This window comes from Frankia sp. Cppng1_Ct_nod (genome assembly GCF_920656135.1).
Classification (GTDB): Bacteria; Actinomycetota; Actinomycetes; order Frankiales; family Frankiaceae; genus Protofrankia; species Protofrankia meridionalis.
On record NZ_CAKKTK010000008.1, the window covers coordinates 16,821 to 38,861 of the forward strand.

General features: G+C 66.8%; 18 protein-coding genes, 2 tRNA genes and 1 pseudogene. 8 read left to right on the top strand and 13 right to left on the bottom strand.

The genetic code is table 11. From position 1 onward, the window contains the following. The first annotated feature begins 90 nt into the window (after positions 1 to 90). Complete coding sequence (locus NBW77_RS04170) at positions 91 to 1,719, top strand: glycoside hydrolase family 13 protein (protein WP_131746081.1); 1,629 nt, start codon at positions 91 to 93, stop codon at positions 1,717 to 1,719. A gap of 83 nt (positions 1,720 to 1,802) precedes the next feature. After that, on the top strand, positions 1,803 to 2,189 hold the full coding sequence (locus NBW77_RS04175; protein WP_131746167.1) for a globin: 387 nt from the start codon (positions 1,803 to 1,805) through the stop codon (positions 2,187 to 2,189). Here NBW77_RS04175 and NBW77_RS04180 read toward each other — a convergent pair. The 4 genes from NBW77_RS04180 to ssb form a co-directional block, all read right to left on the bottom strand. Next, positions 2,166 to 2,504, bottom strand: coding sequence for a YciI family protein (locus NBW77_RS04180; RefSeq protein WP_131746080.1), 339 nt, complete (start codon positions 2,502 to 2,504; stop codon positions 2,166 to 2,168). The two genes, NBW77_RS04175 and NBW77_RS04180, sit on opposite strands and share 24 nt — an antisense overlap. 141 nt (positions 2,505 to 2,645) lie before the next feature. Then, positions 2,646 to 4,328 carry an energy-dependent translational throttle protein EttA gene (ettA, locus tag NBW77_RS04185; RefSeq protein WP_131746079.1) on the bottom strand — a complete coding sequence of 561 codons (1,683 nt, stop codon included), beginning with the start codon at positions 4,326 to 4,328 and terminating at the stop codon, positions 2,646 to 2,648. A 58-nt stretch (positions 4,329 to 4,386) separates the two neighbouring features. After that, a complete protein-coding gene (locus NBW77_RS04190; RefSeq protein ID WP_250279302.1) occupies positions 4,387 to 6,252 on the bottom strand; it encodes a DUF7846 domain-containing protein in 1,866 nt (621 codons plus the stop codon). A gap of 303 nt (positions 6,253 to 6,555) precedes the next feature. Beyond that, positions 6,556 to 7,158, bottom strand: a complete 603-nt coding sequence (gene ssb / locus NBW77_RS04195; RefSeq protein WP_131746078.1) for a single-stranded DNA-binding protein — start codon at positions 7,156 to 7,158, stop codon at positions 6,556 to 6,558. 396 nt (positions 7,159 to 7,554) lie between these two features. On the opposite strand from ssb, the gene NBW77_RS04200 reads away from it, so the two are divergent. Next, a tRNA-Arg gene (locus NBW77_RS04200) sits at positions 7,555 to 7,627 on the top strand. Positions 7,628 to 7,738: 111 nt separating this feature from the next. Here NBW77_RS04200 and NBW77_RS04205 read toward each other — a convergent pair. The 3 genes and pseudogenes from NBW77_RS04205 to NBW77_RS04215 all read right to left on the bottom strand — a co-directional run. Next, positions 7,739 to 8,038: pseudogene (locus NBW77_RS04205) on the bottom strand (tyrosine-type recombinase/integrase); the annotation flags it as partial. Between the two features lie 23 nt (positions 8,039 to 8,061). After that, positions 8,062 to 8,313, bottom strand: coding sequence for a Txe/YoeB family addiction module toxin (locus NBW77_RS04210; RefSeq protein WP_131746077.1), 252 nt, complete (start codon positions 8,311 to 8,313; stop codon positions 8,062 to 8,064). Continuing rightward, positions 8,313 to 8,558 carry a type II toxin-antitoxin system Phd/YefM family antitoxin gene (locus tag NBW77_RS04215; RefSeq protein WP_131746076.1) on the bottom strand — a complete coding sequence of 82 codons (246 nt, stop codon included), beginning with the start codon at positions 8,556 to 8,558 and terminating at the stop codon, positions 8,313 to 8,315. Before NBW77_RS04215 ends, NBW77_RS04210 begins: the two co-directional genes overlap by 1 nt. Before the next feature lie 1,183 nt (positions 8,559 to 9,741). Here NBW77_RS04215 and NBW77_RS04220 point away from each other — a divergent pair. Together NBW77_RS04220 and NBW77_RS04225 are read left to right on the top strand one after the other, a co-directional pair. Next, positions 9,742 to 9,975 (top strand): ferredoxin, encoded by a 234-nt coding sequence (locus NBW77_RS04220; RefSeq protein ID WP_131746075.1) that lies wholly within the window; start codon positions 9,742 to 9,744, stop codon positions 9,973 to 9,975. A 339-nt stretch (positions 9,976 to 10,314) separates the two neighbouring features. Further along, on the top strand, positions 10,315 to 11,610 hold the full coding sequence (locus NBW77_RS04225; protein WP_242605694.1) for an aminotransferase class I/II-fold pyridoxal phosphate-dependent enzyme: 1,296 nt from the start codon (positions 10,315 to 10,317) through the stop codon (positions 11,608 to 11,610). A gap of 58 nt (positions 11,611 to 11,668) precedes the next feature. On the opposite strand, the gene aat is transcribed toward NBW77_RS04225, so the two are convergent. The 5 genes from aat to NBW77_RS04250 all read right to left on the bottom strand — a co-directional run bounded on the left by aat (position 11,669) and on the right by NBW77_RS04250 (position 18,219). Then, entirely contained in the window at positions 11,669 to 12,523 is an 855-nt protein-coding gene (gene aat / locus NBW77_RS04230) for a leucyl/phenylalanyl-tRNA--protein transferase (RefSeq protein WP_131746164.1), read from the bottom strand. Further along, positions 12,514 to 14,808: a putative bifunctional diguanylate cyclase/phosphodiesterase gene (locus NBW77_RS04235; RefSeq protein ID WP_349816958.1), complete on the bottom strand. Its 2,295-nt coding sequence runs from the start codon at positions 14,806 to 14,808 to the stop codon at positions 12,514 to 12,516. The genes aat and NBW77_RS04235 overlap by 10 nt, the downstream gene beginning before the upstream one ends. 329 nt (positions 14,809 to 15,137) lie before the next feature. Next, positions 15,138 to 15,890, bottom strand: coding sequence for an SDR family oxidoreductase (locus NBW77_RS04240; protein WP_131746074.1), 753 nt, complete (start codon positions 15,888 to 15,890; stop codon positions 15,138 to 15,140). A 135-nt stretch (positions 15,891 to 16,025) separates the two neighbouring features. Beyond that, positions 16,026 to 16,997 (bottom strand): pirin family protein, encoded by a 972-nt coding sequence (locus tag NBW77_RS04245; RefSeq protein ID WP_250279303.1) that lies wholly within the window; start codon positions 16,995 to 16,997, stop codon positions 16,026 to 16,028. A 118-nt stretch (positions 16,998 to 17,115) separates the two neighbouring features. Further along, complete coding sequence (locus tag NBW77_RS04250) at positions 17,116 to 18,219, bottom strand: ferritin-like domain-containing protein (RefSeq protein ID WP_250279304.1); 1,104 nt, start codon at positions 18,217 to 18,219, stop codon at positions 17,116 to 17,118. An 823-nt stretch (positions 18,220 to 19,042) separates the two neighbouring features. Here NBW77_RS04250 and NBW77_RS04255 point away from each other — a divergent pair. The 3 genes from NBW77_RS04255 to NBW77_RS04265 all read left to right on the top strand — a co-directional run bounded on the left by NBW77_RS04255 (position 19,043) and on the right by NBW77_RS04265 (position 20,695). Further along, a complete protein-coding gene (locus NBW77_RS04255) occupies positions 19,043 to 19,648 on the top strand; it encodes a hypothetical protein (RefSeq protein ID WP_250279305.1) in 606 nt (201 codons plus the stop codon). A 139-nt stretch (positions 19,649 to 19,787) separates the two neighbouring features. Beyond that, on the top strand, positions 19,788 to 20,390 hold the full coding sequence (gene orn / locus NBW77_RS04260) for an oligoribonuclease (RefSeq protein ID WP_502799435.1): 603 nt from the start codon (positions 19,788 to 19,790) through the stop codon (positions 20,388 to 20,390). A 229-nt stretch (positions 20,391 to 20,619) separates the two neighbouring features. After that, positions 20,620 to 20,695, top strand: a tRNA-His gene (locus NBW77_RS04265). Between the two features lie 755 nt (positions 20,696 to 21,450). On the opposite strand, the gene NBW77_RS04270 is transcribed toward NBW77_RS04265, so the two are convergent. Then, on the bottom strand, positions 21,451 to 21,942 hold the full coding sequence (locus tag NBW77_RS04270; RefSeq protein ID WP_165485922.1) for a MarR family winged helix-turn-helix transcriptional regulator: 492 nt from the start codon (positions 21,940 to 21,942) through the stop codon (positions 21,451 to 21,453). Between the last annotated feature and the right edge of the window lie 99 nt (positions 21,943 to 22,041).

Below are 22,041 nucleotides of genomic sequence, written 5' to 3' on the forward strand. Positions count from 1 at the left end.
CTTGCGACCTGCCTCAGCTTCGCCGATCGCCCGGAAGGTTCGATGCCGGCGACCGGACGGCGGCGGGCGAGCCAGGCTTGGATGGGTGTCATGCATCGCTGGTGGCTTGACGCCGTGCTGTACGAGGTTTACATCCGCAGCTTCGCCGACTCCGGCCACGACGGGGTGGGGGATCTCACCGGCGTCTCCTCCCGCCTTCCCCACCTGCACGAACTTGGCGTGGACGGAATCTGGATCACTCCGTTCTACCGCTCCCCCATGGCCGACCACGGCTACGACGTCGCCGACCACCGTGACGTCGACCCGTTGTTCGGCGATCTGGCCGCCTTCGACGCCCTGCTCACCGAGGCCCACCGGTACGGGCTGAAGGTGCTCGTCGATCTCGTGCCGAACCACTCCAGCAACGCGCATCCCGCCTTTCGCGCCGCGCTGGCCGCCGGCCCCGGCTCCCCCGAGCGGGATCTGTACATCTTCCGGGACGGACATGGTGAAAACGGACAGCTACCACCCAACAACTGGGTGTCGGTATTCGGTGGACCAGCCTGGACCCGGGTGGCTGACGGCCAGTGGTACCTGCACCTGTTCGCACCGGAACAGCCCGACTGGGACTGGCGGCACCCCGAGGTACGAGCCGACCACGAGGCCACCGTCCGTTTCTGGCTCGACCATGGCGTCGACGGCTTCCGTATCGACGTCACCCACGGCCTGGTCAAGAACTCCGTCCTGCCGGACAACCCGCAACCGCCGGCCGGGGATATCGCGTTCTTCCGCGAGCGGGCCGAACCCCACAGCTGGGACCAGGACGGGGTCCACGAGATCTACCAACGCTGGCGGACGATCGTCGAGGAGTACTCCCGGCACGACGGCCGGGCCAGGGTGCTGGTCGGCGAGACCTGGGTGGCCGACCCACACCGGCTGGCCCGTTACGTCCGTCCGGACGAACTTCACCTGACATTCGCGTTCGCGCTGCTGACCGCCCCGTGGTCGGCCGCGGCCTGGCGCACGGCTATCACCGACGACCTCGCCGCGACCGCGGAGGTGGGCGCTCCCGCCACCTGGGTGCTGGCCAACCACGACGTGGTCCGGCCGGCGAGCCGCTACGGCGACGGTGCGACCGGCCTGCGTCGGGCCCGCGCCGCGCTGCTGACCCTGCTCGCCCTGCCCGGACCGGTGTTTCTCTACCAGGGCGACGAACTCGGCCTCCCGCAGGTGGACGTCCCACCCGACGCCCGCCAGGACCCCGTCTGGGAACGGTCCGGCCGGCAGTCCCCCGGCCGGGATGGCGCTCGGGTACCGCTGCCCTGGTCAGGCCTTCGGTCGCCGTATGGATTCAGCGCGGACGCGGCGACACCCTGGCTGCCGCAGCCGGAGGGCTTCGCCGACCTGACCGTTGACGCCCAGGCGTCCGACCCGATGTCGACGCTGGTGCTGGTGCGCAGCGCCCTGGCCCTGCGGCGGGCGCTGCCCGCGCTCGGCGGCGGTCCGCTGCGCTGGCGGGACGACGCCGCGCCCGGGTGCCTCGCCTTCGACCGCCCCGCCGTCGGCCGCCTGCCCGACATGCCTGACGCACCCGATCTGACCTGTGTGATGTCGACCACCGACACCGACGTGACGCTCGCGATACCCGGCCGCCTGGTGCTGGCCAGCAACCCGGTCGGCTACGACGGGATCACCCTCACGCTCCCGCCGGACACCACGGTGTGGTTGGCGCCGAGATGATCCGAACGGATGCCGTTCGCCGCATCACTCCGATTGCCCGCGATCCGTCGAGCACAATAGTCGGTGTGACTCAGCGACCGTCCATGGCCCGTCCGACGGACACCTTCTACGACGCGGTCGGCGGTGAGGAGACATTCCGCCGGCTGGTGGCCCACTTCTACGCAGGCATCGCCGAGGACCCGCTGCTGCGTCCGCTCTACCCGGAGGGGGACCTGTCGGGCGCCGAGGAACGGCTGCGGATGTTCCTCGTCCAGTACTGGGGTGGGCCGTCGGCCTACAGCGACCAGCGCGGGCACCCACGGCTGCGACTGCGGCACGCGCCGTTCGCGATCGGCCCCGCCCAGCGGGACGCCTGGCTGGTCCGCATGCGTGCCGCCGTCGATGGGCTAAACCTGCCCCCGGAGCACTTCGAGCCGTTGTGGGACTACCTGACGATGGCAGCCAACTCACTGGTCAACCGACCGGAGTGAGCGTTCGGGCGCGCGAAATCCCGAGACGAAGGGAACGACCTCGATCGCCAGGTAGCCTGCCTGCACCAGCGGGTCCGCCTCGGCCGCCGCACGGGCCTCGTCGAGCGAACCGGTCCGGAACAGCAACGCCGCCCGCAACGCCGTGTCGGGTTCGTCCGACCCGCCGTAGAGCACCAGCGATCCGCCGGCGCGCAGCGACTCCAGGTACTGGAGGTGCTCGACCTGCCGACGGTCGTAGTCGGCGTCCTCCCCACGCGCGGGATGCGGTCGTCCCTGCCTGAGAACGACCAGCTCGTAGCGGTTCAGATCGGCCATGGATCACTCACCTTCACGTGACGGGCGGGTTGAGCGAAAAGTACCCGCCCGCCGCAGGCGTACCGCGGTCATCTTGTACTCGGGGCAGCCGGTGACGGTGTCAGTGACCGACGAGGTCAGCAGGTTGGTCCAGGTGAGTTACTAATCCCGGGTGAGTTTGCGGTAGGTCACCCGGTGGGGACGGGCTGCCTCGACACCCAGCCTTTCGATCTTGTTAGCCTCGTAGTCGGCGAAGTTCCCCTCGAACCAGAACCAGCGAGCCGGGTCGGAATCCGTGCCCTCCCAGGCGAGCGTGTGGGTGGTGACGCGGTCGAGGAACCACCGGTCGTGCGAGATCACCACCGCGCAGCCCGGGAACTCTGCGAGCGCGTCCTCCAGGGACCGCAGTGTCTCGACGTCCAGGTCGTTGGTGGGTTCGTCCAGCAACAGCAGGTTGCCGCCCCGCTTGAGGGTGAGCGCGAGGTTCAGCCGGTTACGTTCGCCACCGGACAGGACACCGACCGGCTTCTGCTGGTCCGGCCCCTTGAAACCGAAGGACGACACGTAGGCACGGCTCGGTAGGTCGACCTTGCCCACGATGATGTGGTCAAGTCCGTCGGAGACGACCTCCCAGACGTTCTTCTTCGGGTCGAGGCCGGCACGGCTCTGGTCCACATAGGCGATGTCGACCGTCTCTCCGATGACCAGCTCACCGGCGTCGGGCTCGGCCAGGCCGGTCAGCATGGTGAACAGGGTGGTCTTCCCGACACCGTTCGGACCGATGACACCGACGATCCCACCCCGGGGCAGCGAGAACGACAGGTCGTCGATGAGAAGCCGGTCGCCGAAGCCCTTGCGCAGCTTCTTCGCCTCGATGACGACGCTCCCCAGCCGTGGGCCCGGCGGGATCTGGATCTCCTCGAAGTCACGGGGACGCGTCTTGTCGGCCTCGGCGGCGAGCTCCTCGTACCGGGCGAGGCGTGCCTTGCTCTTGGCCTGGCGGGCCTTCGGGTTCGACCGTACCCATTCCAGCTCCTGGGCGAGGACGCGCTTGCGCTTGGCGTCCTTACCGCCCTCGACCTTGAGCCGGGCGGCCTTCGTCTCCAGATAGGTGGTGTAGTTGCCCTCGTACGGGTAGGCATGGCCGCGGTCGAGCTCGAGGATCCAGCCTGCGACGTTGTCGAGGAAGTACCGGTCGTGGGTGACAGCGAGCACCGCTCCGGCATACCGGGCCAGATGCTGCTCCAGCCAGGCAACGCTCTCGGCGTCGAGGTGGTTGGTGGGCTCGTCCAACAGCAGGAGGTCAGGTGCCTGCAACAGCAGTTTGCACAACGCGACACGGCGGCGCTCACCGCCGGAGAGCTGGCTCACCTCGGCGTCGCCGGCCGGCAGCCGCAACGCGTCCATCGCCTGGTCGAGCTGGCTGTCGAGTTCCCAGGCGTTCGCTGCCTCGATCTTGTCGATGAGAGCCGCCTGCTCCGCGAGAAGCGTGTCGAAATCCGCGTCGGGCGCGGCCATCTTCTCGTTGATCTCCTCATAGCGGGCGAGGACCTCGCGGATCTCCCGGGCACCATCCTCCACGTTGCCCCGGACGTCCTTCGTCTCGTCCAGCGTCGGCTCCTGCGCGAGCATGCCCACGGTGAAACCGGGACTCAAGGTCGCGTCGCCGTTGCTGGGCTGGTCAAGACCTGCCATGAGTTTGAGCAGCGACGACTTGCCCGCGCCGTTCGGACCGACGACACCGATCTTCGCGCCGGGCAGGAACGACAGGGTGACATCGTCGAGAACGACCTTGTCACCGTGGGCTTTGCGCACTTTGCGCATCTGAAAGACGTACTGCGCCATGCGGTCAACCTTACGAGTCGGACGGCCCGGCGAGTCGGGGGGTCCCCGACGCGTCCCGTCAGTCCACGTGTAGCCGGATGGTCGGGGTGGTCCCGGATCCCACCATTCCCACCTGGCTGTCCGGTGCCAGGACGCTGACCGTCGCATGCTCGGAGCCCCCGGAATCGACCTGGACGGGCAGGACCTGCCAGTCCAGGAACCGCTCACGGCCACCGGATGACGGCGTGTAGAACAACCTGAGCGTCACGGAATGGTCCTCGGTCGCGCGAACCGTGCCGACCTTCACCCGAGGGCCGGAGCTCGTCGCGACCGCCCCTTCCGGGCCGATGGTGAGCCTTGCGGACAGCGGCCGGCCCGGGTCGACGAGGAAGGACGTCACATGTCCGTCGCCGGTCACCTCGAGGCGGGCCCCGCGGGCATCGTCGGGGACCGCTGCGCTGACGTCGACCCCGACGCTTGCACCGGCGACGACCCGCAGGCGTTCCAGCCGGGCCGCGGACGGCGATTCGAGCAGCCGGTTGTAACCGTTGGCCAGCCGCAGCAGGTACGCCGACCGATCCGGATGATCAGCAATCACGGAGAAGTCGACGTCCCCGGTCGACACCGCGTACAACACGCGATCGTCCAGTCCCGGTGAGTTGGACACCACCGAGGTGGGATGCATGAGGAAGGCGGGCTCGGCCGACACCATGACCAGCACACGACCGGGCTGTGCGGTGACCATGTTCGTCAGATCGCGGTCGTGTCGGGTGAAGGACATGTCGGCCTGGACCGCGTAGATGAGGACGAACGCGCTGAGCCCAAGACCCACGATCCCGGCGAAGCCGGCCGAACGCGACCGCGCCTGGGCAAGGTCGACCAGTCCGCGTGCGCCGAACAGGACGAGCGGTAGCAGCATCGGCATGACGTAGAACGGGCCGACATAACGGATGCCGCCCCACAGTTCGGCCGCGTTCCAGGCACCCCAGAAGGCGATATACCCGACGATCAGCAGCACCGCGCCGATCCCGACGGCGAGCGCCTGCGCGGACAGCCTGCGGCGAACGACGGCCGCAATGGACAGAGCCGTGAGGAGCACGCCGCCACACGCCCAACCACCGAGCAGCCACAGGTGGTCACCAATCGCGGTAAGCCCTTCCGCCAGGCTGAAATGGTGCGCGATGTCAGTGGGAAAGAGCCGCCGAACCCCGAAACCCAGCCTGTCGTCGGGTTCGAGCAAGGCGAACGGCAGCTGGAACGGGTCACCCGTCGCCGCCGCGTCATAGCTGAGCAGCAGGGCCACTGGGACGACCAGCCCCGTACCGAGCCAGCGTAGGACCCACCACCGCCGTTCACACGCACCTCGCCACACCGCCCACACCGCGAGCGGGCCAAGCACCAGCACCGTGTCGTACGGACGCACCGCCACCACGAGCCCCAGCGCCAACCCTGCTCCTACGAGCGGCATCCCACGATCGGTACGCAGGCCGCGCAGCAGCCCGAGGACCACGCATTCGAACAGGACGAGAACCGGCAAATAGGGCAGGAGCATGGCGCTTTGCAGGATGACCAGCGGTGACAGCGCCAGAAGCCAGGCTGCGACAGCGGCGACACGCCGGTCACCGAACAGTTCGATCCCGACGTGGTAGGTCGCGCCCACCGCAGCAGCCGCGACGACCGCGAGTGCCGCGGATATCCCCCCGGTGAGCACGAGGCTCAGGGCAAGGAGCCCTGCGATCACCGGGGTGTACTTCAGCACGTAGTGGTGGTCGACCACCGCAGCCAGCCACGGCGCGTAGGACCCGGCCGGCGGTGGCGCCGGCGGAAACAGGTGACCTCCCGCCAGTGTCTGCGCCTGCAGTCGGTATAGCGCCTCGTCATTGTTGATCGACAGGAAGGGAAACAGATGTTGATTGATCAGGACGGCCGCGGTCGCACTGAGCATGGCCGCGACCACGACCGTCCGGCCGGGCCGGGAGATCGCGGCCAGCCGTGATCGCAGAACTGCCGGTGGACGGGTCCACGATGGCCGCCCGCCCTCATCTGCCCCAGGGGTTCCCACACGCCTGTGCAACACCTGGGTGGACGTCGGTGCGTCAACACCTCGTGGGCTGCTCACGGCCCGACGCTACCCACCGACCCGGGCGGGATCGGAGAGAGGCCCGTAGCAAGCCCGGGCCGGCCTCGGCGAATGGGAGAACAGGTCCCTGACCGGACGTCGACCGGGCTTGTGACGTCACGCCGACCTTCACACCGTCGCAGGCCGCTGGGCCGGGATGGTGTGGCGTCCGGTGTCGAACCCGGCGTCCGGGGCCACGCCATCAGCTGTCGACCGGCTGAGTGGATTGTCCGCGCCTGCATCGGTGAGGCCCCCGTCGTGGTACTCGGCACCGCCTTCGAAGCGGGTCTGGCCATTGTGCATGGCGGGACTGTCGTGGTCGGGGACGGACTCGGAACCGCCGGCCGGGCCGTCGCCCTCCGTCTGGGAGCGGACAACCCGCCGGACCTCGGCGGACTGACGGGTAAGATCGACTCCGATCGCGTCGGCGTCCACCTCGTAGACAACCCGACGACTGCCGTCCTGCGTCTCGAACGACCGCTGACGCAACCGCCCGATCACGAGGGTCCTGTCGCCCTTGTGCAACGATGCGCCCACGTTCTCGGCAAGCTGCCGCCAGCAGGTGACCGTCACGAAGACGGTGTTGCTGTCCACCCAGCGGTTCTGCGTGCGGTCGAACCGGCGCGACGTGCAGGCCAGGCGCAGCGAGCAGACGAAGTTCCCGTTCTGGGTGCATCGCAGCTCAGGGTCGTCGACGAGGTTTCCGAGCAGCGTGAGCGATGCTTCGATCATGGTTCCTCCCGGATCATGGGGTAACCGGCCTGGTTTCGTGACGGACGGTCGTCCTGGCAGAACCGCCGTATCGTCCCGGGTCACACTCTGGACGTCCGTCGCGGACTCGACACCTCTATGCGACCGGCTGTGGACAGCCGCCCGTTGTCCACAGCTACCGAGGCCAACAGATGCACGTTCCATCCGAAGATGTCATCCTCAGACTTTTGAATCGGTATACCGTCTATCTCCGGATTGATCGGGTGGAACAGACCCGGCGCAGCCGTCTCGGCCCTGACCGACGCTCCAGGAGCTTGCCGTTGACATAGCACGCACAGTGACCGACCATGCCCACGTGACCAGCGGTACGGACCGTGCTTCACGCTCGCGCCGAGCAGCAAGCACAATAGACGGCAAGCGCCCGTAGCTCAGCGGATAGAGCAAGTGCCTTCTAAGCACTTGGTCGCAGGTTCGATCCCTGCCGGGCGCACCCAGGGATCAAGCCCACATGCTGCGCCTTTCGATCCCCTCGTCATGTCTGCCGAGGGGGCCGAGCCACCCCGGAACCCCCCACGTATAGCAACGGGTGCAGCAACGGTTGTCAGGGTCGGGGCTCGGTCAGGTGGCTGTCGAGCTTGCCCAGCGCACGCCGCTTCTCCCCCATCGACGCATGCGCGTAGATCGTCATCGTGACCTCGATCGCCGAGTGGCCCACGATGTCCCGGACGATGTGCGGCGGCACACCAAGATCCAGCAGTAGCTGGACGCAGGTATGGCGCAATCCGTGGAACACCACGCCGTCGAGACCGGCCGCGCACCGTAGCGGCATCCAGAACCGCCGCAGGTTGTCGGGTTCGATCGGTGTCCCGATCTTCGTCGTGAACACGTGGTCCGTCGTGACCTATCGTTCGCCGACCGCTGCCGTCAGTAGTGGTAGCGAACCTGAATGACGACCAGGTCGTCCCCACGCACCTGGTAGACCAGACGGTGCTCGTCGGTGATTCGCCGTGACCAGTATCCCGACAGGTTCTGGGACAACGGTTCTGGCTTGCCGATCCCGACGGCCAGGTCGCGTGCCGATTCCTCGATCAGACGGTTGATCCGGCGGAGCATCGTCCGGTCGTCGACCCACGACGTGTAGTCAGCCCAGGCACGCGAGGTGAACACGATCCTCATCAGGTCAGTAGTTCGTGTTCCTCGGCTTCGCCGACGTCAGCTTCGGCGATGCTGGCCGCCAGGTGCGCGGCGTTGGCAGGCGACCGCTGCAGATAGGCAGTCTCCTGCATGGACCGGAACTGAGCCTCGGACACCAGGTAAGCCGAACCGTGCTTGGACAGGATCTCAACCGGTTCCTGGTCGGCGTTGACCTGCTCGATCAGCGGGAACAGGCGCTTGCGCGCCTCGCTGGCGGTGACAGCCATGACAACCTCCAAAGTGGTACAGGATATCGTACCACTTAGACCGGCGCCTCCCGCTTGAATGATCATAGCCTGCACCCCCGGGTAAGCGCGCTCAGCGCCCCCCGGTCGCGCAGCACGGCGGAGACCGCGCCGACCGGCAACCCGCACACCGGGCAAGCCGGAACCGCACATCATCTGGCTGTGCCGGTTCTCCTCTACGAAGCCATCTGGTTGTGCCACATGCCGTGCCGGTCGTGGATGCCGATGTACCAACCGAACTCGGGATCAGCCCAGATGGCCGTGGAGGCATCGAGATCATCTTTGGGTGCGTAGTCGGAAACCCAACCCCCGGTAGGTGCCGACGTCCCTCGTCGGCAGGGGTGTTGAGATCGGACCGGACCGTGCACCAACCCACCTGACGAGACCCACCCGACGGCTCGCGACCCTCGACGGGTTGTATGCCAGCGTCGGCATCGACACCAGAGGACGTGCCCACAGCAATGGTCCGGCGCGGTTACGCCGACCGTCCCAGTGGACGCACCCGGTGGACGCACCCGGTTGCCGTAAGGTTTCGACGCTCATGGAGCATCGACCCGTGATCCGGCTGTGTGTTAGAGCTCAGGTACCTTCCCGGAACGGGAGCATCCGTCCTGTCTCGCCGAGACGTTCGTCCTTTCCTTCTCCAGGCATTAGGTGCGGCTTCGCGGCCCATGTCGACGAACGGGCCCCGACAACCGTACGGCCCGCGTTTCGGCAGGGTTAGAACCCTATGACGGGAAAGCACCCGATACTCCGGACGACAGAAACAGGTACCAGGTTCATGGCTGCCGCGAAGCCGGTCCGCGCGGCATCCCCGGAGGATTCCTCCGACATCCTCCGGACAGACCGCGGATGTCCCTGAGTAGCGACAGCACAGTCGATCAACACCCCGACCTGCGACTTCGGGGATCCGTTGACAGCTGCCGCGGTCAACAGTCCCCGATCGTCCACGCGACCGCGAGGAGGATCGACCGACGTTTCGGCCTCCGTCGGCGGACAGTCGGCGGACAGTCGGCGGACGCGGGTATTTCGACCCATGGGCCTTCTACCCACAATGCCCGGGGCGGGGTTTTTGCCGACGGCTTCAGAACACGGCCAGCGACCGACAACCGGCGCCCTCATCGATAGAATCGACTGGGCAGCTACAACGAATGCGAGGTGTGATGTGGCAAGCGAAAAGCGTCGGCTTCCCATGAACGCCGAGGGACCGTTCTTCGTCGACTCGGAGTGTACTGACTGCGAAAACTGCCGGGGCGTTGCCCCGGACTTCTTCAAGCACGACGAAGAGAACGAGGTCCATTACATCTGCCGGCAGCCGTCGAACGAGGAAGAGGAGGAGATGCTGCTGCAGGCCCTCGAGTTCTGTCCCGCGGAGGCGATCGGGCGAGTGGCGGCATAGCCGATCCGACAGGCCCCTGAACGGCAGGGGCGCAGGTGGGCGCAAGGCGCGTCCCGCGCCCTGCCCCCACGATCAGGTCCCCGGGTGTCCCGCCCCGAACGGGAAAGCCGGACCGGCGTACGCGCCCATACCGGGTACAGGCGTACGCCGGTTGGGCTCAGCCCCATCTGGTCACGGCCAGTAAGCCAACCGGCACAAACAATCCGTAGAACGTTATTCACCATAGCGTAACCATGCATGCGAACGCACACGACAGTCTGGTTACGATTACCCAAAAACGACATGATCGCCTAAAGAAACCCCGTAACATCAGGCCCCTCAGCTTCACGAGGAGGGGTGTTGCCGAGTACTCCACAGCAGTTGCCCACGTTCAAGCCCCCCCTTGCCTCGACAGGACCATTCGACCGGCTGCTAAGCAGGCCGCTGGGCCCCTTGGCCGAGCTCGCGCGGCTGCGGTACACGCATCCCATGGTCGACTCGATTGTCGACGAGATCGACGGACGACGGATTCGTATCGGCGATCACTGGTTGTCCGACTTCGCGTCCTGCAACTACCTCGGATTCGATCTGAATCCAGAGATCATCGCAGCGGTTCCGGAGTACCTCGCCAGATGGGGCACCCATCCCAGCTGGTCACGGCTGATCGCCTCTCCACGGTTATTCACAGAAATCGAGGATGAACTCACCGACCTCCTCGGCGCCGAGGACAGCCTGGTGATTCCTACGATCACACACATCCACCTGTCAATTATTCCGGCACTGGCTGGGAAGGGAGCAATCTTCGTCGACCGGCAGGCGCACCGCACGATCCAAGAAGGCTGTCTCATGGCCCGGGCGCAGGGTGCGACCGTGCAACGTTTCGACGACAGCAACCCGGCCCAGCTGGAGGAGCTGCTACGCGCCTGTCCCACCCACCCTCGGCTGGTGTGTATCGACGGGGTGAACAGCATGACCGGCAACACGCCGCCCCTGGCGGAGCTCGCGAGCGTCTGCCGTACCAACGACGCGATCCTCTACGTCGACGATGCGCACGGCTTCGGCGTCATCGGTGAGCGGGATGTGTGCGAACCGAACCCATACGGGATGCGCGGCAACAGCCTCGTCCGCCATATCGGGGAGAACTACGACGGGATCATCCTGGTCGGGGGTTTCTCCAAGGCGTACTCGTCACTGCTGGCCTTTGTCGCCTGCCCGACCGAGGTGAAGAACTATCTCAAGATCACCGCATCGCCCTACACCTTCTCCGGACCGTCCCCGGTGGCCTCGCTCGCCACCGTGCAGGCCGGCCTGCGACTCAACGCCAAACAGGGCGACGCCATCCGAACCGGCCTTCATCATAAGACCGCCCGCATTCTGGACGAAATGGTACGGATCGGGCTGCGTACACTGAACCGGTCAGGTCTACCGATCATCGAAGTACCGATCGGTAGACCTGAGGACGTCGACGCCCTGGGAAAACACCTGTTCAAACGCGGGATCTACGTCACCCTGGCGCCGTACCCGGTGGTGCCTCGCGGCAACGTGGGGTTCCGCGTCCAGGTCACCGCGGCCAACACCGACGAGGAGATCACCCACCTGATCTCCGTGCTCGACGAGGTTGCCGGCATGTTCCCGCCGGCCGCCGAACACGAATAGCACGAACAGCACGAACAGCACAGGCCCCGGGACGACATCGGGTTCCCTTCGGACCTCCTCAGGACGTTCCTGCCTCCGACTGCACCAACCGGGATACGGGCAGGCGGTCGCAGACGAGCCGCAACTCGGCGTCGCGAGCCTCGCGCAGGATCGTCAGGAAACTCCGCCGGGGTATCTCGACCGCACCCATGGACCTCGTATGCGCGGTGACGATCTGCACGTCGATGAGCCGACCGCCGGCCTGTCCGAAGCGCGCGTCACAGTCGACCATGGCGACCTTGGATGCGTCGGTGTGCGTGTGGAACATGGATTCGGCCATGCACACACCGCCGACGAACACGCCGAACAGCCCACCGACAAGCTCATCGCCGTCCCACACCTCGATGCTGTGGGCCCAGCCCAGCAGATGCAGCTCGACGTAGGCATCCACGAGCCCTGGTGTGATCCAGGCATACTCGTCGTCGCGGTGACAGCCTCGGACGACCTCGGAGAAGGCCTGGTCCACCGTGGTGGTCCAGCCGCACGTGCGCAGTCGTTTGCGCAGCGAGCGTGACATGTGGACCGCACCGACCGGCAGCACACCGCGAGGGTCCGGGCACCACCAGGGCAGGTCGAGTGTTGCCGGACGGTCCGGGGAAAGGTTGGGGATGCGTCCATCGGCAACCGCCGCGCCGAAACGTCGGCTCATGTCCCGGGCTACGACCGGATCTCCGGCCGGCCAGGGGAAGATCCCCCGCCGGTAGGCACCGACGAGTGTTGCCGGGATGAGGTCCCCCCCAACCGCGACAGGCGACACCTCAACGACAGGCGACACCTCAACAACAGGCGACACGGTCGGATCGTCGGGATCGGTTTCCGGCAGGCTGTCCCATGACGACGGGCCTGCCTGCTCGGGTAGCCGGGTCAGGGCCACGTACGGCTCGCGGACGCGGGTTTGATCCGTTCCAGCCCCGCCGTCACCATCCGGTCCTCCGCCGGTACCGACCCGGCCGAGCAACGTTGGTTCCAACGGTGCCACAGCAAGGGAGTCAGTTCCTCCGCGGGCTGTGGGGAACCCAGGTAGTAACCCTGCGCAAAATCGCAGCCGTAGTCGGTCAGCCGACGCATCGCAGTCTCGCTCTCGACTCCCTCGACCACGATCCGCAGGCCGAGAGAATGCGCGAGCCCGATGGTGGACTGCACGATCGCCGCCGCCCCCGGGTCGGAGTCGAGGTGCATGACGAAGGACTTGTCCAACTTCAGTATGTCGACCGGCAGCTCCCGTAGGTAGGCCAGGGACGAGTAGCCGGTGCCGTAGTCATCGACGGCGATGCGTATGCCCATGTCCCGCAGGCTGTCGAGCACGGCGGCGGTCCGGATCCGGTCGAGCATCAGGGTCGTCTCGGTAATCTCCAGTTCGAGGGCCCGCGCCGGCACCCCGTTGGCCGCGAGCAGGTCGGCGACCTTGGCCGGAAGCCCCTTGTCGAGAAGGTTGGACGCGGAGAGGTTGACCGCGACACCGATCTCCAGGCCGACGTTCCACCACCGGCGGCACTGCCCCAGAGCAAGCTCGAGCACCTCCAGCGTCAGCGTGCGCATCAAACCGGTGTGCTCGGCCAGAGGCAGAAACACGTCGGGCTGGAGCAGACCCCTGGTCGGATGCTCCCAGCGGACGAGTGCCTCCACCGCCTGGCAGCCGCCCGTCCGCAGGTCGATCTTCATCTGGTAGTACACGCGCAGCTGGTTCTGGCCGAGTCCGGCGCGCAGGGCTTCGATGACATCGAGCCGGTCCAGGGTGTGCACGTCAGCGCCGGGTCGGTAGTACTCCACCCCGGAGCGGGCGGACTTCGCCGCATACATTGCCACGTCCGCCCGCTGCAGCAGGACGCTCGCGGTGGCAGCGTCGTCCGGGTAGAGCGCAGCCCCGATGCTGGCATCGACGTGCAGCGTGACCCCGCCGACGTCGAACGGCTGGTCAAGGGCGCCAAGGACCCGCTCGGCAACCGTCCTCGCCACCGCCGAGTCCGCGTCGTGCAGCAGCACGGCGAACTCATCCCCGCCAAGCCGGGCCAGTAGGTCCTCCGGCCGCAGCGCCGCGGCGATCCGGCGCCCGACCAGCTTCAGCAGGTCATCACCAGCGGGATGCCCGAGAGAATCGTTGATCTCCTTGAAGCGGTCCAGATCCAGCACCAGCAGCGCAGACCGGCCGGTGTCAGGGTTGCCGCCGTCCACCTTGTTCACCCGTTCGAAGAATCCACGGCGGTTGGCGAGCCCGGTCAGTTCATCGGTCCGGGCCTGCAGCTTGGACTCCGCGAGCTGGCGGACCTCGGCGAAGGTCATCCCGGTTCGCACGAGCGCGACCAGAACCGTGGCGGCGGCGAGCGCAACGGTCACCACCGGCAGTTTCACCACCGCACCGAACACCAGCAGGCCGATGGCGGCAACCGCGAAGAGAGCCGGGATGGCCAGCACACCCCAGCCGGCGAGCCCCTCCGCCATCTCCCGCTGTGGCCGTTGGAAAGCGGCGTATGCCGGCAGCACCAGCGCCAGTACCCAGAGAACCTCGACCGGGCCACCCGGGGAGTACCGACCGGTCGCGACCTCACCAACGACAATCGTGTCAGCGACGGCGAAAATGACGAGCGCGCCACCGAGCAGGCACCAGACCCGCTCCACCCGCCAGCCCAGCAGCCCGAACACGCTGACCACGACCACCAGCAGCATCAGGTCGGCAAGCGGGTAGGCGAGGTTCAGCCCGACGGTCGACAGACTGGTCGTGCGTACCTTCCCGATGGCGGCGGCGGCAAGCCCGCTGGCCAGTGCGGCCACGCCGAGAGCACCGATCAGAGCGTCAAGCCAGACACTGGGATGGAACCGTGACACCCGTTTGCGTAACAACAGGATCACGGAAACGTATGTCGCGACATAGAACGCGAGCCAGCCCACATCAGCAAGCGACGGAGACGGCATCGGAACCCGATCCGCAACCTCGGCGGAGAAGTACGTGGTACCCGCGCCATAACAGAAAAGACCGATTCCGAGCGCGGCCCATGCCGCCCGTTCACCGCGGACCAGAAGCGCGCGCGCCACGCACGTCGCTCCAGCACCGATGCTCAGAAAATTACCGAGCCATCGGTCGATGCTGTTGATCGCGGGCGACCCGTCACGTATACCGGTCAGTGTCGTGACCGCGAAGACTGCGGCTGCGGCCAGGAGCACGACTCGTCCCAATCGGACCAGCCGCAACCGGCGGACGGCATGAGCTGAGGTCGACAAGCGGTTATCCCCCCACGATCAGGTCGGCGGGGGACATTCTGACACCTTGAGGTCTATTCGCCTTCAGTGCCTGTCCTGTAAGGGGCAAACCGCTGACGCGCGAAGGCCCGCCAGAACCATGATCTTAGATGGCAGCTACTTCTCCGTGGAAGAGTTCTGTACCCACAGTCCAACACCTTCCTGCCGCGGCGGCATGCCGAGATCCCGATTTCCGGTCACACCCGGCCAGGATTTGTTTCGCCGGTGCCGCCCCGTCACCGACCGACGCGCATTCAGAGGGCGACGGGAACGCTGAGGCCACCATCGATGACAACCGTCTGACCGGTGATCCAGGCGGCGTCATCCGAGAGGAGAAAGGCAACGACACCAGCGATGTCCGGCGGCAACCCAAGCCGCTTGAGCGGGTAGGCCAACGCCGACTGCTCCTCCCTGCCCTCGAACAGCGCGGTCGCGAACTGAGTCTTCACCACGGCGGGTGCGACGGCGTTGACGCGGATGCCCGGACCGAGCTCCACTGCGAGTTCAAGCGTCAGGCGGATCAGAGCCGCCTTGCTCACTCCGTAGATCCCGATGCCCGGAGCGGTCCGCAGACCCGCGATCGACGCGATGTTGACGATCGCGCCACCGTGCTCCCCCATCCACGCGTCGCGCACGAGGCGGGTCCACCCCAGGGGTGCCAGCACGTTGACGCCGAAGACCTTTGCCGCGACCGCGGGATCAACGTCGAGCACCGGCCCGTAGACCGGGTTGATGCCGGTGTTGTTCACCAGCATGTCGATGCGTCCGAAGGCGTCGATGGTCTGATGGACGGCATCCTGTTGGTGTGCCGGGTCCTCGGACCTGCCGGGCACCGCGATCGCCACCTCGGATCCCCCGAGATCCTTCACCGCCTCCTCCAGCGGCTCGGGCTTGCGCGCGGTGACACACACCTTCGCGCCCCGCCGGACAAGCTCACGGGCGATCGCCAGCCCGATCCCCCGGCTCGCCCCTGTCACGACGGCAACCCGGTCCGTTAACAAGGTCACTGCTCTCCGACCTCCTCGGATGACACTTCCGACCGCATCTCGCCTATGTTTTGCGTCACTGTGACAGGATTGCGAGGCGGACGCACGGTGTCGCCCGGTTCAGTGCGCCCGTGGCGGTTCAGCTCGCGCGGACGTTCAGCTCGCGCGGTGGGGCATGAGCGCGTTCGTCGGGATGACACCGAGACGTCCGGCCTGGTAGTCCGCTACCGCCTGGCGCAGCTCATCCCGGGTGTTCATCACGAACGGGCCGTACATCTCGACGGGCTCCCGGATCGGGCGACCACCGAGCAGCAGAACCTCCAGCGCGGGGCTCCCCTCGGACTGCCGGTCGTCGGCCGCGAGCGTCAGGTGGTCGCCAGGCCCGAACACGGCGAGCTGCCCGGTGCGGACCGGCCGGCCCTCACCGCCCACCCGTCCCGAACCCGCGAGGACGTAGGCGAGCGCGTTGAACTCCGGGTTCCAGGGGAGCGCGAGGCGTGCGCCCGGGGCCAGGGTCGCGTGCGCCAGGGCAATCGGGGTGTGGGTCGAGCCCGGACCACGCTGGCCTGCGAGGTCCCCGGCGATGAGCCGCACCAGCGCACCGGCGTCGGACGACGAGACCAACCGGACCTGGTCGCCCTCGATGCTCTGGTAGCGCGGGGGGCTGAACTTGTCCTTCGCGGGCAGGTTGACCCACAGCTGGATGCCGTGGAAAAGCCCACCGCTGATCACCAGACGCTCCGGCGGGGTCTCGATGTGCAGGATCCCCGCGCCGGCGGTCATCCACTGGGTCGCCCCGTCCGAGATGATCCCGCCTCCGCCATGGGAGTCCTGGTGCTGGAACGTTCCGTCGATCATGTAGGTGACGGTCTCGAAACCCCGGTGCGGATGCCAGGGGGTGCCTTTGGGCTCGCCCGGCGCGTAGTCGACCTCGCCCATCTGGTCCATGTGAACGAAGGGATCAAGATCGGCAATGCTGGTACCGGCAAAGGCACGCCGGACCGGAAATCCCTCGCCCTCGCGGCCGGACGGCGCGGTCGTGACCGACCGGATCGGACGCTCCACCTGGCCGGGCAGAGGCTCCGACAGGCGCGGCAGGCTGACTGTGTCGGCGGTGACGGCGGGCATCGCGGTACTCCTGACTTTCGGTCCGGCCTGAACGTTGCTTGCGCAACTATGCTGTCAGGGTAACCCCGAATCGACCTGATCGCTTCCCGATCAACCCGTCAACCGATCGCTCGGGACGTCAGCCTGCCGCGGCGATCGTCTCCGCCACCTGCGCCCTGCGCACCGCGAGTTCGCCATCCTCGGCCCGAGCCCGGTCAAGGTCGTCCGCGATGTCCTCGTCCCGCTTCATGATCTCGGCGAGGTCGAGAGTGGACAGGTCGAGGACACCCATCCGCTCGTAGGTCTCCTGGACCTTCTCGCCCCACAGGCCGATGTCCTTCACGCACGGCACGATCCGGCTGAACAGCAGCTTGCGGAAGGCCCGCATGTAGGCGGACGTCTCGACCGCGGCGAGGCACTCGTCCACGTCGAAGCCGAGGTTCTCCCACACCTCGACGGCGCGTAGCCGGTTGCGCATCAACCAGCAGCTCTCGACGACAAACTCCTCGCGTTCCGCACGCTCCCGACTACTCAATTGCGCATAGTAGTCACGCAGGACCAAACGTCCGAACGCCACGTGCCGGGCCTCGTCCTGCATCACATAGGAGAGGATCTGCTTCGGCAGCGGAGCGGGGGTGACGTCACGCAGCACGCCGAAGGCAGCCAGGGCAAGCCCCTCGATCAGCACCTGCATGCCCAGATAGGGCATGTCCCACCGGCTGTCGGTGAGCGTCGAGTCGAGCAGCGACCGCAGCTCATGATTGATCGGGTACATCATCCCGATCTTCTCGTCCAGGAAGCGTGCGTAGGTTTCCGCGTGCCGGGCCTCGTCTATCGCCTGGGTCGCGGCGTAGAACTTCGCGTCCATGTCCGGCACGGATTCGACGATCCGGGCACCACAGATCATCGCACCCTGTTCGCCGTGCAGGAACTGGCTGAACTGCCAGGCGACCAGGTGCTGGCTCAGTTCGTCCCGTTCACGCCGGCCGAGCTTCTCCCACACCGGAAGGCCGTGGATCGGAACCGTCTCGTCCGGCAACTCAAGCGCACGAAACGGATTCACCTCCAGTGACCAGTCGATCCGGGTCGCCGCATCCCACTGCTTGTCCTTGCCCTTCTGGTAAAGCGCGAGCAGGCGGGCCCGGCCGTCGTCGTACTCCCAGGAGAAACGCGCATGGCCGACCATCGGAACGTCCCAGGTGGAGTGACCCGCCGGCATGACGTAGCGGTCATGTGTGCTCACTGGTGCCTGACCTCCGCAGTTCACCTGACAGGTAAGGACGACACCGGCAGAACGTCATCCGACACGATGCACCGACCGCAAGGTGTCGGACATGCCCACACTCTCAGAGCCGCGCGCCCTGTCAAGCAATCACCCGGACGGACCAAGCCGACCGCCCCGGTCACCGGTAACCGCCCGCTCACCCTGCCGACCGACCGCGGAAGGCCATCCGACGGAAAACACAGGTCGGTTCCGTTCGCGTCGCCGACCGTGCATCCGGTCAGCGACGTCCAGGAGGTTCTGGACCTCATGGTCGAACCGGCGGCCACCCCGAGCCGTTCCCAGGGGGTGTCGTCGGCGCCCGACACGCCGCCGGTAAAGTTAAGGATTTGTGACATCCGGCCCCGCCGGCCATCTGGACCGCTACCGTCGGGGCCGTGGACCGCAGCTGCAGTCGACCGGATTTCCTGCGGCAAGAGCGCCTGCGAGTAGCAGGCCGGCTCCGAAGCCGTCAACGTCCCCGCGACACCCATGGCCGCCGTCGGGTGGCGGCCCGTCCACCGGGGCACCCCGCCCGGCGCCGCTGACCACCCGGCGCACCCACGCCCGGGAGCTGATCGTCGAGGCCTGGAAGACGCTCGCCGAACCGCCTCCCGAGCCCGGCGCAGCGACGATCGCCTGTCCCCGCGGCTCCTACCAGGTGTCGCCACGGCGGGCGGCGACGCGACCGCCGAGGGTACGTACAGCGTGCGCGCGGACAAACATTCCAACAACCGGTCCCATGTCAGCGATAAGGTCAGGTGGTTACTAATCGGGCAGATGGACGGAAAGGGTGCACCGGCCTGTGGGACTGCTGAGGCGGGGTGGGCTCGGCGTCTTGATGTTCGTGGCCGCCCTCGCGCTCATGCCGCTGTTGGTGACGTCCTATCATGATCAGCCGGATCCCTCGGCGGACAGCCCGAGGCTCACCTCCACCCAGCCGGGTAAGGCCCCGATTACCGCAACCGGGACCGCCGGCGAGCCTTCGCCCCTCCCCGCGCCGGGACCTTCGGCCACGGCCCCGCCCGGGACGACCGGCACCGCCCCGGGCGCCCCGGGCGCCCCGGGCGCCCCGGCGGAGAGCACCACCACACCGGCACTTCTGGGCTTCGTAGGCGTCATCCCCAATGACACCGTCCACGGAACCGTCCAGATCGAGCTGTCCGTTCGGGGATCACCCGGCCCCGTCCTGTTCACCCTGACCGGGCCCAAAACCGTTTCGTACACGGACAACGGGCCGATATTCGTCTTCACGCCCGTCAACGACGCTCCATGGGACACGACAACGTGCCCGAACGGGTCGTACGTTCTGACCGCTCGTGCCACGCGCCTGAACCTGCTGCCGCTGTCGGTGACGTTCCACATCCTCAACACGGGCACTACCACGCCGGTCGGGTCCGCCCGTGGCTGACCCGGTCAGCCTGCCCGGTCCGCCACGAGTATCTCCGGACGGACAACTGCGGCTCCAAGTCGGACCTCCGCGTGACGTCTCGACCCCGAGACCCTAAGGTCAACGAGATATGGATCGCCTCGTCTGGATCGACTGTGAGATGACCGGGCTCAGCGCCGCCTCCGATCTTCTGCTGGAGGTTGCCTGTCTCGTGACTGATAGTGAACTCAATATTCTCGGAAACGGTGTGGACGTGGTCGTGTCCGCGCCGGAGACCGCCCTCGCCGAGATGGACGCCGTGGTCCAGGAGATGCACGCCACCTCGGGTCTGACCGAGGCCGTGCGGGCGTCGACAGTGACCCTGGCCGAGGCCGAGCGGCAGGTACTCGACTACATCCGAGCTCAGGTACCGGACGCGGGCAAGGCTCCGCTGTGTGGCAACTCGATCGCCACCGACCGCAACTTCCTCGCCCGGTACATGCCGGAACTCGACGGCTACCTGCACTACCGGATGGTCGACGTGTCGACCGTGAAGGAGCTGGCCCGCCGCTGGTACCCCCGCGCCTACTATGCGGCACCGACCAAACGCGGTGGCCACCGCGCGTTGGCCGACATCCGGGAGAGCATCGACGAACTGCGGTACTACCGGAAAGCAATCTTCGTGCCGCATCCGGGACCGACCAGCGAGTTCGCCCGGGAGGTGGCCCGGGAGATCCGCTCGGACAGTACGGACACCGCGGACGCTCCCCCGGCCGCCGTCTGAGTGCTGCCCGAGCGCTACCGGAACGCCCCGGGCAAACACCGGAAACCTCGTGGCCAGAAGGAAGGATCGACCGGTAGTATGAGCAACGCCTGAGCAGCTGGGCCGCTCAGCCCCGGTGACCCGATCACACGTGATGATACGATCATGGTGAAACGGCCGTCGGGCGACACCACGGTTAGGTGACAACGCCGTGGACGGGTCCACTCTCAGGGTGCGGTTTCGGTACGTGGTGGGTGTAGCTCAGCTGGTAGAGCACCGGGTTGTGGTCCCGGGTGTCGCGGGTTCAAGTCCCGTCACTCACCCCATGTAGCCCCAGGGGTTTTGCAACATCACGAGGTCTCTTGTCGATCTTCTGGGAGCAGGGTGGGAGCAAACACCTCCTGTTGATCGTTATTGTCGGGTGGGCAGCCCCCAGGAGTGGACTTCCGGGAGAGGCTCTGATCGACAACCTGAACTACCTCGATAGGCCCGCGCAACCGCCTCCGTCTCTCCATCAGGAAGAGACGGAGGCGGTTTTTATCACGTTCGGGGATCGGCCCCTACCCGGCTCCGGGCGCTCTACGCATGGGCATTGGATCGAACCAGCGCGACGTATGTCGGGGCTGTCTCCCGTGGACGGAGAAGCCCGATGGGCTCGTAGCCCCTCCACCAGTCGGTATCGGCGATGAAACGGTGACCGAACGCGAAACCCACTGGAGCGTAATCGAGGGGTGTTCCGAACCGCCGCGCGATGGAGAGCCTCCAGCCACCGGTACCGGGCATCATCGTGACGGCCGGCATCGTGAGCAAGCCAGCCGGCGTGTTCAGTCGTCTCACCCAGCACACGCGTGAGGGCATCACCCACTTGTGGTCTGGTGCGCTATTACACCGAGGTCCAGGGATGGCGGCTGGTGCGGACCGTGGCATGCGACGGAGTGACAGCCCACGCGCTAGCACGCCGCGCAGCACCATTTCCTGATCTTGGTGAGCTTTTTGCTGGAAAGTCGGCATTCATGGCTGTGCACGGGTCGAAGCCCCCCGGAGGAGGAAACGACTCGTAACGGTATGAGGATTACAATTACTACCGCTGCTCGCTCCACGTGGTGACTGCGGCGGTGAGCTTACGCAGAGCTGCACGTAGCCCGAGGACCTCATCCTCGGAGAGACCCATGGCCCTGCCGATGACCTGCGGCACGGTGCGGGCCTCCTCTCTCAGCGCGGCACCTGCCTCGGTGAGGGTGATCTGGACGGAGCGCTCGTCATCGGCGCGCCGTTCCCGTCGGACGAGCCCGGTCGACTCCAGGCGCTTGAGCAGCGGGGACAGGGTGCCGTAGTCCAGATGCAGCACGGCGCACAGTTCCTTGACCGCGCTGGCGTCATGCTCCCAGAGCACGAGCATGACCAGGTACTGCGGATAGGTCAGGCCGAGCCGGTCGAGCAGCGGCCGGTAGAGGCCCGTCACCGCACGGGACGCCGCGTACAGAGCAAAGCACAGCTGGTCATCCAAAAGCAGCGAAAACTCCCGCCGCCCGTCACCCACGGGGGCGAGCATGTCGATGTCCTGGCTGGTCATGGCCCATGTTCCCACTTCTCCCGCGGTCGCCGCCCAGGCGTCCTGTGCATCGCTCCACCCCCCGGCACGCGCAGACGCGCCAGGGGGCCGACAGCTACG